Below are 16,753 nucleotides of genomic sequence, written 5' to 3'. Positions count from 1 at the left end.
CCGGACGGCCCTGGGCCCAGCATGGCGCCTCTCGCGTGGCTCCGGTCCTGACAGATGTCAGGCACCGCTACGCCCCGGGCCTGTCTAGGGTGCGGGGCGTTGAGACGGCCACCGTCGCGTGAGCCGGACCGCCACGGCACCGAAAGGAAACGTCATGCGCAGGACGACCGCGGCCCTCGCCGTCGCCGGAGCACTCGCCCTCGTGGTCACCACCTCCCAGAGCGCCGCGGCCGACGGGCACGGCAAGGGCTGGTACGGCGTGTGGGCGGACGGCGTCAACGTCCGCGACATCAACGAGGGCAACTGCATCCACGCACCGAGCACCTCGAACTGCCCCACGGTGCTCGGACAGATCAACTCCTGGGACGAGGTGCTGGTGTACTGCCAGATCCCGGGCCAGTCGGTCGGCGGCAATCCCTACTGGCTGATGGTCCAGCCCCGGGGCTGGACCAAGTACGGGATCATTTCCAGCTACTACGTCGAGAACAGCACCAACTGGATCGACGGGGTACCCGGACTGAACGGCTGTGTGATCTAGGGCGTGTCCCGTCGCGGGACGCGCATCCTGGCGAAGGAGGCAGGTCCATGGGAGGTGCGGTGAGCCGGATCCTGGTGACCGGGTCCGCCGAGGGGCTCGGGCGGGCCGCTGCGGAGGCGCTGCTGGCGGCGGGGCACGACGTGGTGGTGCACGCCCGGAACCAGGAGCGGGCGGCGGTGCTCGGCGAGCTGGCCGACCGTGGGGCTCACCTCGTGGTGGGCGACTTCGCCGAGCGTGACGCCGTGCGGCGGGTCGCCGACGAGCTCAACGGGTCGCCGCCGCTCGACGCCGTCATCCACAATGCCGGGGTGTGGAGCGGACCCGCGGTCATGCCGGTCAACATCGTCGCGCCCTATCTGCTGACCGCGCTGCTGCGCGGGCCTCGCCGACTGGTGTACCTGAGCAGCAACTCCCATGTCGGCGGGCGGCCGTCGTCGCTGGACGGGGTCGACTGGCAGGGACGGAGCGCGGGGTCGTACGCCGACAGCAAGCTCTTCGTGACCACGCTGGCGGCCGCGGTGGCCCGGCTGCGTCCGGGGGTGCTGAGCAACGCCGTGGATCCCGGCTGGGTGCCGACGAGGATGGGCGGGCCGAGCGCGCCGGACGACCTGGAGCTCGGCCACCAGACGCAGGAGTGGCTGGCGGTGAGCGACGACCCGGAGGCCCTGACGGCGGGCGGCTACTGGTACCACGGACGGCGGTTGGAGCCGCATCGCGCGGTCCACGACGAGGCGTTCCAGGACCGTCTGGTGCGGGCTCTGGCCGAGGAGACCGGCACCGCGCTCTGAGCGGCCGGCCGGGGTGTCCGTGCCGGTCGGAATCCTCGCACCTCACATGGGTGGGCCCGGGCGGGGCACCCGTGTGTCCATTCACAAGAGTGAGGGACGGGGAGTCGAGTGATGAGCGCCGAAGACGCCGAAGACGCGGACAAGCTGCTGGACGGGCTGACCGTGGACACCAGCCGACGGGAACAGCCGATCGTGCTGGACGGTGACGGGCGCCCCATCCGGACATGGCGGGAGAACCATCCCTACGACCGAAAGGTGGGCCGCAAGGAGTACGAGCGCTCCAAGCGCATCCTGCAGATAGAGCTGCTCAAGCTCCAGCGGTGGGTCAAGGACACCGGAGCACGCCTGGTCGTCGTGTGCGAGGGACGTGACGCGGCGGGCAAGGGCGGCACGATCCAGCGGCTGACCGAGCGGCTCAACCCGCGCGGCGCACGCGTGGTCGCCCTGGACAAGCCCACCGAGCGCGAGGTGGGCCAGTGGTACTTCCAGCGATACATCGCGCACCTGCCGACGGCCGGGGAGATCGTCTTCTTCGACCGCTCCTGGTACAACCGGGCCGGTGTGGAACGCGTGATGGGCTACTGCTCCAAGGACGAGTACGAACTGTTCCTCGACCAGTGCCCGGACTTCGAGCGGATGCTGGTGAACGACGGGATCCTGCTGGTGAAGTTCTGGTTCTCCGTGTCCCGCTCCGAGCAGCGCACCCGCTTCGCGATCCGGCAGGTCGACCCGGTGCGCCAGTGGAAACTCTCCCCCACCGACCTGGCCTCGCTGGACCTCTGGGACGACTACACCGAGGCGAAGGTGGACATGTTCCGCGCCACCGACTCCGCCCACGCCCCCTGGACGGTCGTCAAGAGCAACGACAAGCGGCGCGCCCGGCTGGAGACCATGCGCAGTCTGCTGTCGCGCATCGACTACGCCAGCAAGGACCGGGAAGCGGTCGGCACACCCGATCCCCTCATCGTGGGTGCCGCCGACACCCTCCTGGAGCCGGGTGAGGAGGACACCACGCTGTCCCCCACTCCGTTGTCCCCCGGCGCCGACGGGCCCGGCAAGCACCCCGAGAGCCACTGACGCGGAGCCGGGTCCCCTCTCGCCCACGAGGAAGGGGGCCCGGCTCCGCGTCATCACCGGGCCGAAGCGCGCGTCTCCGTGCGGTGGTCGTAATACGCCCAGACGGTCACGGCCGCCACGGCGGTGAGCCCGACCGTCAGGACCCGCACGGGGCCACTGGTCAGGTAGGCGACCAGACCGGTGAGCCCCGCTCCGCACAGCATGATCAGGCGGCTGACGAAGCGGTTCTCGGGCGGCTGGGGGTCCTCCCGGTCCTTGAGGTCGTGCAGGGCGTCATGAGCCGGGTGTGCGGAACCGCGGCGGGCGCGGGCGCGGTACTGCAGTCCGTAGCTGATCAGTGCGTACAGGGCGAGGGCGCCCAGGACCCAGAGCCAGACGTAGGGGTCGCCGTCACTCGATCCTCTTGCCAGGTACACGACACTTCTCCTTCGGGAGCGGGCCTCGACGGTGAGCGGAACTCACCTGCTGCTGCCGCCCGGGCGGCCGGTGCCGGCTTCGGCATCCGCCGCGGGGTCGGCGGGGCGGAAGCATGCCGTCACCGTCTTGCCGTGCCGCTGGCACCTCATCCCCCACTCGTCGGCGAGCCTGCTCACGATCGCCACTCCGCGGCCGGAAACCTCGCCCGGTTCCGGATCGCGCCGGCGCGGCAGCGTCGGGTCCTCGTCGTGGACGCTGACATGAAGGCAGTCGCCGTCCCAGGTGAGGACCAGGTGTGCGTCGCTGTGCGCATGGATGTGCGCGTTGGTGATCAGTTCGGACACCGCCAGCACGATGGCATCCACCGTGTCCGGCTCGGTTGCCGCCCAGGGCAGGGTCTGGAGACGCCCGCGTGTCCACTCCCGCCCTGCTCGCACTCCTTCGGACATACGAAAGGAGTGCGCCCACCCCATCGCCTTCACCGCCACTGCCCCCGGCCCCCTCTTCTCCGTCCACACACGAACTCGTGCTCAGCCGGGTACCCCGCCGCGGCCTCGGCAGGCATGGGCCCCACGGCACCGTCGTCGCCGCCGAACAGCACGGACCCGCCCCGGCGCGATCGTCAGGGCCTGGAGAACCGGCCGGGCCCGGAAGGCGGGGAACCCTCGGCGCGGACGCCGTTCGTGACCCGCAGGAACTCCAGCTTCTCCGCATCGGTGGAGCCCGCGGCCACCGTGTAGACGATGAGGCGGATGTCGCTGCCCGGGACGGTGAGCACGTCACAGTCACACGTCACCTCGCCGACCTCGGGGTGGACGACGGTCGGGATCCGTTCGGCGGGTGTCCGTGCGCCGGAGTCGCCCAGCAGCACCGCCCAGGCGGGAGTCCAGGACAGCAAGGTCCAGTCGGCACTGAACACGCCCACGGGGAAGTCCCGGAGGCGGGCCAGCATCCGCAGCACCCCCGCCGGAACATGTGTGGAGATCGTCCCTTCCTGAGGCGGGAGAAGGCCGGCCAGCCGGGAGGCGTGGTCGCGTTCCATGGGCTGCAACTGCATGAACTCGCCCCTTTCGCACCACCCCGCCACCCGCACCCCTGCTGAGCAACCGGACGGGTCGGGCGGTGGGACCTCGGTCAGACGGTGAGCATGGCCTTGATGGCCCGGCGCTCGTCCATGGCCCGGTAGGCCTCGGCGGCCTCGGCGAGCGGGACGACCAGGTCGAAGACCTTGCCGGGGTTGATCTTCCGCTGCCAGATCAGGTCGATCAGCTCGGGCAGGAAGGTGCGCACGGGGGCGGGGCCGCCGTGCAGGTGGACCTGGGAGAAGAAGAGTTCCTCACCGCTGAGGGCGACGTCGTGGTTGACTCCCACGAAGCCGACGTGCCCGCCCGGCCGGGATGAGCGGATCGCCTGCTGCATGGACTCCTGGGTGCCGACCGCCTCGACGACCGAGTGGGCACCGAGGCCTCCGGTCAGCTCCTTGAGCTTCGCCACGCCTGCGTCGCCGCGTTCGGTGACGATGTCGGTGGCGCCGAACTCGCGTGCGAGGCGCTGCCGCGGCTCGTGCCGGCTCATCGCGATGATCCGCTCCGCGCCGAGCTGCCGCGCGGCCAGGACCGCGAGCAGGCCGACCGCGCCGTCGCCGACGACCGCGACGGTCCGGCCGGGGCCGGCCTGGGCGGCGACCGCGCCGAACCATCCGGTGCCCAGCACGTCCGAGGCGGCGAGCAGGTCGGGGATCAGGTCGGCGTCGGGCGTGCCCGGCAGGGGCACGAGAGTGCCGTCGGCGTGCGGGATCAGCGCGCGCTCGGACTGGGTGCCGACCTGGGCCATGAACACGCGGTGGACACAGGAGGAGGGGTAGCCGGAGCGGCAGATCTCGCAGGTGCCGCAGGAGGCGACGAAGGAGCCGACGACGTACTGGCCGGGCTCGACGTGCGTGACGTCGCTGCCGACCTCCTCGACGACGCCGACGTACTCGTGCCCCATCGGCGCGGGTCCGTCGAGGGTCTCGACGCCGCGGTAGGGCCACAGGTCGGAACCGCAGACACAGGCGGCCGTCAGCCGGATGACGGCGTCCGTAGGGGCGGTGATCTTCGGGTCGGCGATCTCCTCGACTCGGATGTCGCCGGGGGCGTGCAGAACGGCAGCGCGCATGGGGGTGCTCCTTTGGTCTCGGACGGCTGGAGAGCCGACCTGGGGGTCTGACGTGGGGATTCAGGCGTTGTCGGGGGCCGAACGGTGCACGACGGCACCGGTGCTCGCCCCGGACCGGCGTCGCTGGGCGACGGCGATCGCGATCGTGGGGATCAGGGTGAGCGCGGCGATGGCGGTGCCGACAGCGGCGGGCCCGGTGGCTCCCAGCGGGGAGTCGAGGGCGAGGCCCGCAATCCAGGAGCCGACGGCGGTGCCGAGGTTGAACGCCGACACGGTCAGCGCGGAACCCAGCGTGGGTGCCCGGCCTGCGAAGCGGACACCCAAGGAGATCAGCACCGGGTTGGCGCCGAGCCCGAACAGCCCCAGCAGAGCGATGAGCGCGATCGTGGGCGCGGGGTGAGTGGACAGCAGGCAGATCGACAGCAGCAGGACCGTGGTCACCGCGGCGGCGGCGATCGTCGTCGTGCAGGGGCGCCGGTCCCCCAGCCGGCCTCCCACCAGGAAACCCGCCAGGGCTCCGGCGCCGAAACCGACCAGCACCAGCGGCACGAGCGCGGCGGCCAGCTGGGCCCGGCCGGTCAGCAGCGGCGAGATGTAGGTGTACGTCGACAGCACGCCGCCGGTCGTGGTGGCGCAGGCCGCGAGGGCGAGCCACAGGCGGCCCGAACGCAGGGCGGACAGCTCGGAGCGGACCGAGATCGCCCGATGGTCGTCGGTGTCGCGCGGAACGTGCCGGGCGATGAGCAGCGTGGCGGCCGCCGCGAGGACCGCGAGGGCCCAGAAAGGTCCCCGCCAGCCCATGAGCTGGCCGGCGAAGGCGCCGAGCGGCACACCGACGACGTTGGCGAGCATCGCGCCGGCACCCACCACGCCCAGGGCGCGGGAGCTCGCGGCGGGTCCGGCGGCCTGTGCGGCCACCACGTTGGCCACCGCCCAGAACGCCCCGGTCGCCAGCGCCGTCAGGAACCTGGCCGCCAGCAGCAGTCCGAAGCCGGAGCCGAGCGCGACGACGACGTGCCCGGCCGCGAACACGCCCAGGGCGAGGATCAGCGTCAGCCGCCGGGGCAGCCGCAGCGTCAGCATCGCCATCAGTGGAGCGCCGACGATCATCCCGACCGCGAAGACCGTGATCAGCAGTCCGGCCCGGGCCACGCCGATCCGCACGTCACCGGCGATCTCCGGCAGCAGGCCCGCCACCACGAACTCGGTCGTGCCCATCAGGAAGGTGCCGAGAGCCAGGACGTACACGACGGGCGGAAGCCGGGTGGGCGGGTGCTCGCGATCGCCGGGGCGTACATCGGCGGGGGCGTGGAGGGTTCCTCCTCGCGTGGTCATACGTCGTCTCCGCAGGGTCGAGATCGAGGTGCGTGTTCCACGAAACAGCCCTTGTCGCAAACGCGGGAGGCCGCGTTCATGGGGGGTACGAGCTCAACCCCCCTCGCTCCGCTTGCGGGCCGTAGCGTGGGGGACATGGACCACCGCTCCGACAACCGCGCCGACATCCGTGACTTCCTCGCCCGTCGGCGCGCCCAGCTCACCCCCGAGCAGGTCGGCCTGCCCGCCGGTGGCCGGCGCCGGGTCCCCGGACTGCGCCGTGAAGAGGTCGCGGTCCTCGCCGGGGTGAGCACCGAGTGGTACACGCGGCTGGAGAAGGGCCACATCGGCGGTGTCTCCGAGGACGTCCTCGACGCCGTCGCCCGCACGCTGCAACTGACCGAGGACGAACGCACCTATCTGTTCGACCTGGCCAAGGCCGCCCGGCCCGGTCCGGCGACCCGGCGCCGCCGCAAGCCCGTCGAGATCCCGCCCCGCGTCCAGTGGCTGCTCGACTCCATCACCCTGTCCGCGGCGTTCGTCACCAACGGCCGTCTCGACATGGTGGCCACCAACGCTCTCGCCCGCGCCCTGTTCGCCCCCATGATCGACAGTGCGGTCACGTGCGAGCGCGGCCGCCCCAATTTCGCCCGGTACTACTTCCTCGAACGTGGCTCCCACGAATTCGTCGACGACTGGGACACCGGTGCCAAGATCACCGTCGCTCTGCTGCGCGCCGAGGCGGGCCGCTACCCCAACGACAGGGCACTGCGCGAGCTGGTGGGTGAACTGTCCACGGTCAGCGACGAGTTCCGCACCCGGTGGGCGGCGCACGACGTGCGCATCCACCATGGCGGCGTCAAGCGCTTCCACCATCCCGAGGCGGGCTTCCTGGAACTGACCTACCAGCCCCTGGACCTGCCCGTCTCCGTCCACGAGGCCCATTCCCTGACCATCTACACGGCCGAGCCCGGCACCGCGTACGAGGAGCGGCTGAAGCTCCTCGCCAGTTGGGCGGCGACGGGGCTGGAGGCGGCGAACCCCGCCCTTGACGGGGACGGCTGAACGGCGCCCCCCGGCCTCGCGAAGCGAGCAGGACCCGCCCCGATGCGGATGGTGGGCGGGCCCTGCTCGTGCGCACCATTGTCGGGACCGGGTGGCGGGCGGGCCACGGGTGAGATCCGCCGATGTGCGCGCGGCGCGCACACCCCGCGTGCGTGGCGCACATCCCGCACCTCACGCCCGGCACCGCCCCGGGGCACTGCCGGGTTCCGCGTCACGCCACCCCGTCGTCACACACCACCCCCCTCGCGCCACATGACACGGCCCGGCACGGGTAGGCGGTGCGCATGAGCGACGGCGGGACGGAAGAGGAGACGGGCGTGCGCGACACGAGGGGCGACGAGAGGGGTGTCCGGAGCGCACCGAGGGCCGGCCGGGGTGGTGCAGGGTCGTAGACACCTACGTCACCGGTGACCCGAGCCGGGTGCGACCCCGGGTAGCACCCGCCGGTCTGCGGCGACGATACTGGCAGGCGCACATACCCCCGCTTACAGATGGACCCATGCTGACCTCCCTCACCGTTCGCCCCATGACTCCCGCCACGGTGTGGCCGGCGCGCGGCCGCCACGCCCCGGGATCCGCGGAAGACGTTCTCCGGCGCTCACTGCAGCAGCGCAAGGACAGCCGGGCCATCGACGACTTCCTGGAGCTGCCCGAAGACGAAACCGCCCCGGCTGAACGGGTCTTCGAGGCCCGTTGGCGGGTCGGTGACGACGTGACCGTACGCGCCCGGCTGAGCCTGAAGCCCGGCCCGGGCGAGGCGGACGGGCAGGAGTGGCTGCTGGTCGCGGAGGCCGAGCAGCCGTGGGACCACGCATGGCCCTCCCCCGCCGGCCTGTTCTGGCCGGAGGGCCCCGCCATCGCCTGGGACCAGGACCCCGCCACGCGTCTGGCCCTGGGGGAGATCAACCCCCTGCCCCAGGACGACCGGGAGATCCGCCGCCTGCTCAGGAGCGCCGTGCGCGGGGGGTGGCACATCCACGTGGTCGTCCACGAGGCGATGACCACGGATGACCGGGGACGTACGCCGGTGGCCCGGTGGCTGCCGCCGGGCCTGCGCCACCGTGTGGTGGAGCATCACGCGGCCCCCCAGCAGCTGCGCGGCCTGAACTGGGCCCTGCGGGACACCGGGGTCGAGGTGCCGCGCGGTGGCGCGGTGGTCCTGCCGGGCGTTCCGGCGCCGGAGGGCTACGACGCCCGGGACTTCTCGGTCCGCGCCGTCTTCCTCGACGGCTCCGAGCCGGCCGACCTCGTCGACGCGGTGACGCGGTTCGCCGCACTCCCCCGCCCCCTGCCCGACGGCGCCGAGGACGCCCTCACCGCGCTGCGGGAGGACTGGCACCTGCTGACGCTCCAGGAGGAGCTGGACCGCCAGCGCGGTCTGGTGGCGATGTACGCCGAGGCCCTGGAGGCCATGACGAAGTCCCGTGACCTGTACCGGGAGGCTGCCGAGAGCGCCCACGAGGCCCTCGCCGTCTACCAGGCGTCCGCCCGGACCGCTCCCGCCGTCCCCGAGCCGTCGGGTCCGCCCGCCGTGTCCCCGCTCCAGCAGCTCACACGAACGTTCGAACGCTTCAAGGTCAAGCGTCCCGCCGCTCCAGCCGATGACCAGCGGAAGAGTGACGCGACGAGCGACGCCGAGGGCACGGATGTCCAGCGCGTGACGTCGGAGCGCTAGCACCCTCCTCGTGGGGCGCACGTGTCAGTCGTGCCGTCCTGGATACGCGGTCCGTACGGCATCACGGCCCGCCCGGGAAGGTCCTCCACGACATGGGCAACCATCGGCACCACTCGCGGACCACGCTCCGCGTCAACGGCAAACCGCACACGCTCACCGTCGACCACCGGCGGGTCCTGCTGGACCTCCTGCGGGAGGATCTCGAGCTCACGGGCGCCAAGAAGGGCTGCGACCACGGCCAGTGCGGCGCCTGCACGGTCCTGGTGGACGGGCGGCGCGTCAACAGCTGCCTGCTGTTCGCGGTCGCCCTCGACGGCTGTGAGGTCACCACCGTCGAGGGCCTGTCCGGCGACGGTGAGGAGCCGCATCCGCTGCAGCGGGCCTTCCTGGAGCGCGACGCGTTCCAGTGCGGCTACTGCACCCCGGGCCAGATCTGCTCCGCGGCCGGCGCGCTCGCCGAGGCCGCGGCCGGACACCCCTCGCACGTCACCGACCCGGCGGCGCCCTCGGGCGAGCCGGTGCCACTGGACCGTGCGGAGATCCGGGAGCGGCTGAGCGGCAATCTGTGCCGGTGCGGTGCGTATCCGCGGATCGCCGAGGCCGTGGAGGACGTGATCCCGTGAAGGAGTTCGCCTACGTCCGCGCCGGCAGCGTCGAGGAGGCGACCTCCGCGTACGCCTCCCACGACGGCGCCCGCTACCTCGGCGGCGGCACCAACCTCGTCGACCTCATGAAGCTCGGCGTCGAGACGCCGAGCGCCCTCATCGACGTCACCCGGCTGCCCCTGGACACGGTCGAGGAACTGCCCGACGGTGCGCTGAGCGTCGGGGCGATGGTCCGCAACAGCGACCTCGCCGCCCATCCCCTCGTCCGCGACCGGTACCCGGCGCTGTCGCAGGCGGTGCTCGCGGGCGCTTCCGGGCAGTTGCGCAACGCGGCGACGACCGGCGGGAACCTGCTCCAGCGCACCCGGTGCCCGTACTTCCAGAACCTGTCGAAGCCGTGCAACAAGCGCGAGCCGGGCAGCGGCTGCGGCGCGCGGGACGGTGTCCACCGTGATCACGCGGTGCTCGGGCACTCCGCGCACTGCATCGCCACCCACCCGTCGGACATGGCGGTGGCACTCGCCGCCCTCGACGGGCGTGTCGAGCTGGACGGGCCCGAGGGAGCCCGGAATGTCGCGGCGGCGGACTTCCACCGGCTGCCCGGGGACCGGCCCGAGCAGGACACCGAGATCCGTCCCGGCGAACTGGTCACCGGTGTGGTGCTGCCGGCCGCCACGGCCGGGCTGCCGTCGGCCTACCGCAAGGCCCGCGACCGGGCCTCGTACGCCTTCGCGCTCGCGTCCGTCGCGGTCGTGCTGCGCCTGGAGGACGGGGTCGTCGGCCATGCGGGGATCGCCTTCGGGGCGCTGGCGCACCGGCCCTGGCGGGCCCGGCGGGCGGAGGAGGCGCTGCTGGGCGCGGCCCCGACCCGGGCGGCGTTCGAGCACGCCGTCGAGCGGGAGCTGTCCGCCGCGCAGCCGTTGCGGGACAACGCCTACAAGGTGCCGCTCGCTCGCAATCTCGCCGTGGACGTCCTGTCCCGGCTCACGGACACCGCGCTCGCCGGGAGGGCCTCATGACCGGCAGTGTGGGTGCCCCCGCCGAGCGCCGCGAAGGGCTCGAGAAGGTCGGCGGCACGGCCCGCTACGCCGCCGAGTTCCACTTCCCCGGCCGGGCCCAGGCCTGGCCGGTGCCGGCGAGTGTGGCCCGGGGCCGGGTGACCGGCGTCGACACGGCGGCCGCCCTGGCCGTGCCCGGTGTCCTCGACGTCCTCACCCACGAGAACGCGCCGCGTCTGGCGGAACCGGACGATCCCACGCTCGCCCTGCTGCAGGATCCCCGGGTACCGCACCGCGGCTGGTTCGTGGCCCTGGTGGTGGCCGAGACCCTGGAGGCGGCCCGCGCCGGTGCGGCGGCCGTCCGCGTCGGCTACGACGCCGAGGAGCACGACGTGGCCCTCACCGCCGAGCACCCGGGTGTCCACGTGCCCGAGGAGGCCAACGGCGGTCACCCTGCCGTCCGTGAGCAGGGGGACGCCGACGGGGCGTTCGGTTCCTCTGCGGCCCGGGTGGACGTCGCGTACCGGGTGCCGCCGCTGCACAACCACCCCATGGAGCCGCACACCAGCACCGCCCGGTGGGAGGACGGCCGGCTCACCGTGCACACCTCCAGCCAGGGCACGGGTGCCGTGCGGGCCGTGCTCGCCGGGTTGTTCGGGCTGCCGAAGGAGCGGATCGTCGTCACCGCCGAGCACGTCGGTGGCGGCTTCGGGTCCAAGGGCACGCCACGGCCCGACGTGGTGCTCGCCGTCATGGCGGCACGTCACACCGGGCGGCCGGTGACGGTGGCGCTGCCGCGCCGGTACCTGCCCGCCGTCGTCGGGCACCGGGCCCCGACCCTCCACAGGCTGCGGCTCGGGGCCGACGCGGACGGCCGGCTCACGTCCCTGGTGCACGAGGTCACCACGCACACCTCCCGCATCAAGGAGTTCGTGGAGCAGGCGGCGGTACCCGCACGGGTGATGTACGCCGCGCCGCACAGCCGTACGGTGCACCGGGTCGCGGCGCTGGACGTTCCGTCGCCGTCCTGGATGCGGGCTCCGGGTGAAGCACCCGGCATGTACGCGCTGGAGTCCGCCATGGACGAGCTGGCCACGGAACTGGGGTTGGACCCGATCGAGCTGCGGGTCCGCAACGAGCCGGACGTCGAACCCGACAGCGGCAAGCCGTTCAGCAGCAGGCATCTGATCGAGTGTCTGCGCGAAGGTTCCCGGCGCTTCGGGTGGGACGGGCGCGATCCCCGCCCGGGTGCCCGCCGGGACGGGCCCCTGCTGCTGGGGACCGGAGTGGCGGCGGCGACCTACCCCGTCTTGGTGGGCCCGTCCACCGCGGCGGCCCGCGCCCGGCCCGACGGGACGTTCCTGGTGCGGATCAACGCCACCGATATCGGGACGGGTGCCCGGACCGTGCTCGCGCAGGTCGGCGCCGACGCCCTCGGGGTGCCACTGGAGCGGGTGCGGATCGAGGTCGGCAGCACCGAACTCCCGTCGGCGCCGCTGGCCGGCGGCTCGTCGGGCACCGCCTCCTGGGGCTGGGCGGTGCACGAGGCCTGTGCCCGGCTGGCCCGGCGCCTGGCCGAGCACGCCGGGCCGCTGCCCGAGCAGGGCCTCGACGCCCGCGCCGACACAGCGGGCACCGCGGACGCCGAGAGCGACTTCGCGCGGCACGCCTTCGGGGCGCACTTCGCCGAGGTCGCGGTGGACACGGTCACCGGCGAGGTCCGGGCCGGCCGGCTCCTGGGGGTGTACGCGGCGGGCCGCATCCTCAACGCCCGTACGGCGCGCTCCCAGTTCGTGGGCGGCATGACGATGGGCCTGGGCATGGCGCTGACCGAGGGCAGCACCATGGACGCCGCGTTCGGTGACTTCACCGAGTCGGATCTGGCCTCGTACCACGTGCCCGCGCACGCCGACGTCGCCGAGATCGAGGCGCACTGGGTCGACGAGGAGGACTCCCGCCTCAACCCCATGGGCAGCAAGGGGATCGGGGAGATCGGCATCGTCGGGACGGCCGCGGCGATCGGCAACGCCGTGCACCACGCCACGGGCGTCCGCTTCCGTGAACTCCCGCTCACACCTGACCGGGTGCTGACCGGGCTGCTCGATTCCGGGGCACGGTAGGCGACTCCGAGAGGGTCAGTTCCGACCGGGCCGCGGCTGGGCACGGCGGCGGCCGTCGGTCCTCAGCCACGCCTCCATCCGCCGGATGCGGAACACCTGCGCCGCCCGGCACCACGCCCTCACCTCCGCGCTCACCGGCCGGTTCGCGGACCTCACCGCACTGGTGCCGTCCGCCGCGGGCCTGCACGTGACCGCCTTCACCCGGGGCCCGCTCGCCGACCCGCAGGCCCTCGCGGACCACGCCGCCGGGGCGCGGGCGTCCGGCGTGGCGATCCACACCCTGGCCGAGGTCGCCGCGACCCGCCGTACGCGCCCCGGGCTCGTCTTCGGCTACGGCTCGATCAGCGCACCGGACATCGAGCCGGGCCTGGACCGCCTGCTGCGGTCATGAGTGAACCGGACCGGCCGACGTCGCGGCTCGATCCGGTCCACCCGGAGGGAGTGCTCCGCGCCTCACTCCGCCATGCCGTGGGCCTCGGATGCCGGCGCGGCCTCCCACTGCCTGGCGGCGATGGGCGCCAGCACCCGGAAGACCAGGGCGACGAGGGCCAGCAGAGCCGCGCACCCGGCGACTCCGGCGGCCAGCCACGGCGGGGCGAGCGCCAGGTCGACGGCCCGGGACAGGGACGCCGACGGGAAGGAACTGCCGTACGCCTGGGCCCCGGCCAGCACCGTGGGCACCAGCACCGCGCCGGCCAGCACCAGCGCCACGGGACGCAGCGCCAGCAACAGCGCAAGCACCGTGCACAGCACCGACAGGCCGAGGGCGAACGCGTGCAGCCGCAGGGACGCGTCGCCGCGCTGCAGCGGGAAGTGGACCACCGCGCACACGGCGAGGGCCAGGGCGGCGAACCACCCCGACCAGGACACGGACCGGACGTACCGGTCCGTCGCCGGCTCGCGGTCCGGAGGTGAGTCGTCGAGGGTGCGGTGGGTCTCGCGGACCGAACCCGCGCGTGCCGCACGGCGCTTGCCCGTACGGCCGGGCACCTCGGCCTTCGCGGTCTCGCCCTCGGGGCGCGACGTCCCGTTCGCGCGACGGCCGTTGCGGTCCAGCCGCTCCAGGCCGAGGCGGTCGATCAGCTCGACCAGTTCCCCGACGGACCGGCCGGTGGCGGCCGCGCGCAGGGCCTCCTCGCGGACATGGGGCTCCTGCGGCTCCTTGTGCAGCAGGGTCACCAGCCGGGTCACTTCCTCCACCGGCCGGTGGGCGGCCGCGGCCCGGATCGCCTCGTCGGCGCAGTCGGCGTCGCGCGGGGGCTTCGTCAGCAGGGCGATCATCCGGGACACGTCCTCCACCGACCGGGACACCCCTGCGGTGCGGAGCGCGTCGACCCTCGCCTGCGTGTGATCGGGCGACTCCTCCAGCGAGACGATGAGGTCGACGACCTCCTCCAGCGGCCGGTCGGCCACGGCGGCGTGCACCAGGTCGCTGACGGCGTCGCCGTACGGAGTGCCGGAGGCCGGGCCGGTACCGGGCCTCAGCTCCACCGGGTTGTCGTCGAGCGACCGGATGACGAACGGCCGTGCGCCCGGCCGGCCGGCGTCGTCCGGGCCGGGCCCGGCGGACGGAACGGCATCCTCCGGAACGGCGCCCTCCAGGGAGGCGCCGTCCGGGGCGGCGGTGGCCAGGTGGGCAGGCCCGGCGGGCGGATCGGCATCGTCCGGGCCGGCGGTGGTCGCGTGAGCGGGCCCGGCAGGTCCCTCCGCGGGGTCCGGCCGGTCCATGGCGGGGACGGCGGGACGCGCCTCCGCGGGATCCAGCCAGTCCTCGGCGGGAGGTACGGGCTGTGCGGCGGCCGGGGCCGGCTCCGGCGCGGTCGGGCGCGTTCCCGCCCCGGCCGCCGGGTGGGAGCCGAGGGCCACGGGCTCGGCATCCGCCCGGTCGGCCTGGTGGGAACCGGCGACGGCGGGCTCGGAGTGCCCCGCGGGGTACGCCTCATACGTCTCGTACAGCCCGGCGGCCGGCTGCGCGCTCGTCTGCTCCACCTGGTGCGTGCCGGTGGCGACGGTCGTCTCGGCGGACGGCTGGGCGGACCCGTTCGGCTCGTCGGGTATGGCAGGTCCGTTCGAGCGGGGTGATGAAGAGCAGGTGGTCATCCTCGCCTCCGTGGGAAGAGTGCGGCCGCTCCTGCGCCCCCCGTCGTGTGACGAGCGACGTTACGCTGACCATTACTAGGCGCCCCCGCCACCCCGTGCCACTCGGGTGAGCCAGCGGGATGACCACCCGTACGGAAAATGCGCCGACTCGCCGACATATCGGGCCCCGGCCGCAATACAGCCGCCGGAAAAGGGAATCCAGCTAAGGACACCCCGTGTCGCGGCATGCCAGGAGGAGGGCAACCCGTGGATACGACCACCAAGGTGATCATTCTGGCCGCGGTTCTCGCGGCCTTCGTCCTCGTCTTCGCCGTCGTCGTCCTGGTGCGGCTGATCCGGACCCGCCGCGATCTGCGGCGAGCGGGACTGCCCACGGGGCCGCGCTGGGTCTTCTGGGGCGCGGTGCTCTATCTCGTGCTGCCCGTCGACCTGCTGCCCGACCCGGTGTACCTGGACGACATCGGCGTTCTGCTGCTCGCTCTGCGCACTGTCCGCGGCTCCCTCGGCGAACGGGAGCGCAGTACGGCACACCGGCCGGACCGGCCACTGGCCGATGACTACGGAAAGTAAGGAAACCAACCACCCGTTCGATTCGTATAAGTCTCTGGAAGCCGAAACAGGTCGGCGGACCGGGCGGCCGCGCCCCCGGGCCCTGGCCTGATCGGCGCAGTACCGACGAGGGAGAGACGATGCAACCGTTCGCGCTCAACTACGCGCGCCCGGCAGTGGAGTTGGAAGCTGCCATTCCGTACGTGTACGACGCCGGACTGCAGTTGAACGTACTCCGCGACGGACGGGTCGCGGCCTCTGACTTCGCCCTGTTGAGAGAGTTCGGCACCACGACGTCCACCGCCGGCTCCAAGACGCACTTCGACGACTGACCGCGGGCCGCCGACGATGACCGTACTGATCCTCACCTGCGAGGAGGACGTCACCGCGGACATGGTGGTCGTGCACCTGAACGCGACGGGGGTTCCGGTGGTCCGGGTCGATCCCGCGGACCTGACCGGTGGAGTCGCACTCTCGGGGGAGTACGTGCACGGCCGGTTCCGCGGCCATCTGTCCGCCGGGGGGCGGCTGGTGAGCATCGGGGGACTCCGGTCCGTGTGGGTGCGCCGGCCCGGCGTCCCGGCCGCACGGGCGGCCCAGCCGTCCGCATGGCTGACCGAGGAAGCCGCCCAGGCGCTCTACGGCATGCTGCGCAGCTCGGACGCGCGCTGGATGAACGACCCCGACGCGGCCCGCCGGGCCCGGCACAAGCCGTGGCAGCTGCGCCTCGCCCAGAGATGCGGCCTGCCCGTGCCCGCGACGCTGATCACGACCTTCCCGCGCGCCGCCCGCGAGTTCGCGGAGCGCTACCCGGAACTGGTGGTCAAGCCGGTGTCGGGAGCGCATCCGCAGGACCCGCCCCGGGCCGTGCCGACCAGCCGGGTCGCGCCGGACACGGACTTCTCGGCCGTCGCGTTCGGGCCGACGCTGCTGCAACGGCGGATCACCAAGCGGGCCGACATCCGGCTCACCGTCGTGGGCGAACGGATGCTGGCCGCCCGCAAGACGACCGCGGACGACGCGGACCCGGACGAGGTCGACGTGCGCTTCGCCGCGCCCGGCTCGCCGTGGCTCCCGGTCGACGTGCCGTCCTGCATCGCGCCGGGCGTGCTGTCCTACCTGCGGGAGGCCGGACTGGCCTACGGGGCTTTCGACTTCGTGGAGGACTCCGACGGCACCTGGTGGTTCCTGGAGTGCAACCAGTCGGGGCAGTTCGGGTTCGTCGAAGTGGAGACGGGTCAGCCGATCGCCCGGACCATCGCCGAGTGGCTGGCCCGGCCGGTGCCGGTCCAGCCGTCCCATGTCAACGGTTCCCACACGAGAGTCCGTTGAGTGACCGGGCCCGGCGAT

Annotated in this window: 18 protein-coding genes; 12 read left to right on the top strand and 6 right to left on the bottom strand. The window is 73.0% G+C overall.

From position 1 onward, the window contains the following. Window positions 1–154 precede the first annotated feature (154 nt). From IE153_RS31500 to ppk2, 3 genes are all read left to right on the top strand, one after another. Window positions 155–538 (top strand): hypothetical protein, encoded by a 384-nt coding sequence (locus IE153_RS31500; protein ID WP_189593143.1) that lies wholly within the window; start codon window positions 155–157, stop codon window positions 536–538. Window positions 539–597: 59 nt separating this feature from the next. Then, entirely contained in the window at window positions 598–1,326 is a 729-nt protein-coding gene (locus IE153_RS31495; protein ID WP_189593223.1) for an SDR family NAD(P)-dependent oxidoreductase, read from the top strand. A gap of 111 nt (window positions 1,327–1,437) precedes the next feature. Next, complete coding sequence (gene ppk2, locus IE153_RS31490) at window positions 1,438–2,403, top strand: polyphosphate kinase 2 (RefSeq protein WP_189593142.1); 966 nt, start codon at window positions 1,438–1,440, stop codon at window positions 2,401–2,403. A gap of 53 nt (window positions 2,404–2,456) precedes the next feature. Here the strand turns inward: ppk2 and IE153_RS31485 are convergent, their stop codons facing one another. The 5 genes from IE153_RS31485 to IE153_RS31465 form a co-directional block, all read right to left on the bottom strand. Further along, on the bottom strand, window positions 2,457–2,819 hold the full coding sequence (locus IE153_RS31485) for a hypothetical protein (RefSeq protein WP_189593141.1): 363 nt from the start codon (window positions 2,817–2,819) through the stop codon (window positions 2,457–2,459). Window positions 2,820–2,861: 42 nt separating this feature from the next. Then, a complete protein-coding gene (locus IE153_RS31480; RefSeq protein ID WP_189593140.1) occupies window positions 2,862–3,308 on the bottom strand; it encodes an ATP-binding protein in 447 nt (148 codons plus the stop codon). Window positions 3,309–3,442: 134 nt separating this feature from the next. Next, window positions 3,443–3,877, bottom strand: a complete 435-nt coding sequence (locus IE153_RS31475) for an MmyB family transcriptional regulator (RefSeq protein ID WP_189593139.1) — start codon at window positions 3,875–3,877, stop codon at window positions 3,443–3,445. A 77-nt stretch (window positions 3,878–3,954) separates the two neighbouring features. Next, window positions 3,955–4,977 (bottom strand): zinc-dependent alcohol dehydrogenase family protein, encoded by a 1,023-nt coding sequence (locus tag IE153_RS31470; RefSeq protein ID WP_189593138.1) that lies wholly within the window; start codon window positions 4,975–4,977, stop codon window positions 3,955–3,957. Between the two features lie 60 nt (window positions 4,978–5,037). Further along, window positions 5,038–6,312, bottom strand: coding sequence for an MFS transporter (locus IE153_RS31465; RefSeq protein ID WP_189593137.1), 1,275 nt, complete (start codon window positions 6,310–6,312; stop codon window positions 5,038–5,040). 135 nt (window positions 6,313–6,447) lie between these two features. Between IE153_RS31465 and IE153_RS31460 the strand changes: the two genes are divergently transcribed. From IE153_RS31460 to IE153_RS31435, 6 genes are all read left to right on the top strand, one after another. After that, the gene (locus tag IE153_RS31460) at window positions 6,448–7,356 is read left to right on the top strand and encodes a helix-turn-helix transcriptional regulator (RefSeq protein ID WP_189593136.1); all 909 of its coding nucleotides are present in this window, start codon (window positions 6,448–6,450) and stop codon (window positions 7,354–7,356) included. Between the two features lie 499 nt (window positions 7,357–7,855). After that, on the top strand, window positions 7,856–9,031 hold the full coding sequence (locus IE153_RS31455; RefSeq protein ID WP_189593135.1) for a hypothetical protein: 1,176 nt from the start codon (window positions 7,856–7,858) through the stop codon (window positions 9,029–9,031). Window positions 9,032–9,123: 92 nt separating this feature from the next. Continuing rightward, window positions 9,124–9,654 (top strand): (2Fe-2S)-binding protein, encoded by a 531-nt coding sequence (locus tag IE153_RS31450; RefSeq protein WP_189593134.1) that lies wholly within the window; start codon window positions 9,124–9,126, stop codon window positions 9,652–9,654. After that, window positions 9,651–10,655: an FAD binding domain-containing protein gene (locus IE153_RS31445; RefSeq protein WP_189593133.1), complete on the top strand. Its 1,005-nt coding sequence runs from the start codon at window positions 9,651–9,653 to the stop codon at window positions 10,653–10,655. Before IE153_RS31450 ends, IE153_RS31445 begins: the two co-directional genes overlap by 4 nt. Further along, on the top strand, window positions 10,652–12,754 hold the full coding sequence (locus tag IE153_RS31440) for a xanthine dehydrogenase family protein molybdopterin-binding subunit (protein WP_189593132.1): 2,103 nt from the start codon (window positions 10,652–10,654) through the stop codon (window positions 12,752–12,754). The genes IE153_RS31445 and IE153_RS31440 overlap by 4 nt, the downstream gene beginning before the upstream one ends. Window positions 12,755–12,839: 85 nt before the next feature. Further along, window positions 12,840–13,145 (top strand): aminotransferase-like domain-containing protein, encoded by a 306-nt coding sequence (locus tag IE153_RS31435; RefSeq protein WP_189593131.1) that lies wholly within the window; start codon window positions 12,840–12,842, stop codon window positions 13,143–13,145. Between the two features lie 62 nt (window positions 13,146–13,207). Here the strand turns inward: IE153_RS31435 and IE153_RS31430 are convergent, their stop codons facing one another. Next, a complete protein-coding gene (locus tag IE153_RS31430; RefSeq protein ID WP_189593130.1) occupies window positions 13,208–14,854 on the bottom strand; it encodes a hypothetical protein in 1,647 nt (548 codons plus the stop codon). Between the two features lie 246 nt (window positions 14,855–15,100). Between IE153_RS31430 and IE153_RS31425 the strand changes: the two genes are divergently transcribed. The 3 genes from IE153_RS31425 (at window position 15,101) to tgmB (ending at window position 16,735) form a co-directional block, all read left to right on the top strand. After that, window positions 15,101–15,424 (top strand): YkvA family protein, encoded by a 324-nt coding sequence (locus IE153_RS31425; protein ID WP_189593129.1) that lies wholly within the window; start codon window positions 15,101–15,103, stop codon window positions 15,422–15,424. Between the two features lie 119 nt (window positions 15,425–15,543). Then, window positions 15,544–15,735 carry a putative ATP-grasp-modified RiPP gene (gene tgmA, locus IE153_RS31420; RefSeq protein ID WP_033312495.1) on the top strand — a complete coding sequence of 64 codons (192 nt, stop codon included), beginning with the start codon at window positions 15,544–15,546 and terminating at the stop codon, window positions 15,733–15,735. Between the two features lie 16 nt (window positions 15,736–15,751). Then, entirely contained in the window at window positions 15,752–16,735 is a 984-nt protein-coding gene (tgmB, locus tag IE153_RS31415) for an ATP-grasp ribosomal peptide maturase (RefSeq protein ID WP_189593128.1), read from the top strand. Window positions 16,736–16,753: the final 18 nt, after the last annotated feature.

The sequence above is a fragment of the Streptomyces massasporeus genome (assembly GCF_014648995.1).
GTDB lineage: Bacteria > Actinomycetota > Actinomycetes > Streptomycetales > Streptomycetaceae > Streptomyces > Streptomyces massasporeus.
The sequence above is the reverse complement of the archived record's forward strand: the minus strand, read 5'-3'. Positions and strand labels throughout refer to the sequence as shown.

Excerpts from the sequence above, each read along its gene's own strand:
- IE153_RS31500 (WP_189593143.1), top strand. The coding sequence starts at position 155 with ATGCGCAGGACGACCGCGGCCCTCGCCGTCGCCGGAGCACTCGCCCTC.
- ppk2 (WP_189593142.1), top strand. The coding sequence starts at position 1,438 with ATGAGCGCCGAAGACGCCGAAGACGCGGACAAGCTGCTGGACGGGCTG.
- IE153_RS31475 (WP_189593139.1), bottom strand. The coding sequence starts at position 3,877 with ATGCAGTTGCAGCCCATGGAACGCGACCACGCCTCCCGGCTGGCCGGC.
- IE153_RS31470 (WP_189593138.1), bottom strand. The coding sequence starts at position 4,977 with ATGCGCGCTGCCGTTCTGCACGCCCCCGGCGACATCCGAGTCGAGGAG.
- IE153_RS31465 (WP_189593137.1), bottom strand. The coding sequence starts at position 6,312 with ATGACCACGCGAGGAGGAACCCTCCACGCCCCCGCCGATGTACGCCCC.
- IE153_RS31460 (WP_189593136.1), top strand. The coding sequence starts at position 6,448 with ATGGACCACCGCTCCGACAACCGCGCCGACATCCGTGACTTCCTCGCC.
- IE153_RS31455 (WP_189593135.1), top strand. The coding sequence starts at position 7,856 with ATGCTGACCTCCCTCACCGTTCGCCCCATGACTCCCGCCACGGTGTGG.
- IE153_RS31450 (WP_189593134.1), top strand. The coding sequence starts at position 9,124 with ATGGGCAACCATCGGCACCACTCGCGGACCACGCTCCGCGTCAACGGC.
- IE153_RS31440 (WP_189593132.1), top strand. The coding sequence starts at position 10,652 with ATGACCGGCAGTGTGGGTGCCCCCGCCGAGCGCCGCGAAGGGCTCGAG.
- IE153_RS31435 (WP_189593131.1), top strand. The coding sequence starts at position 12,840 with ATGCGGAACACCTGCGCCGCCCGGCACCACGCCCTCACCTCCGCGCTC.
- IE153_RS31430 (WP_189593130.1), bottom strand. The coding sequence starts at position 14,854 with ATGACCACCTGCTCTTCATCACCCCGCTCGAACGGACCTGCCATACCC.
- tgmA (WP_033312495.1), top strand. The coding sequence starts at position 15,544 with ATGCAACCGTTCGCGCTCAACTACGCGCGCCCGGCAGTGGAGTTGGAA.
- tgmB (WP_189593128.1), top strand. The coding sequence starts at position 15,752 with ATGACCGTACTGATCCTCACCTGCGAGGAGGACGTCACCGCGGACATG.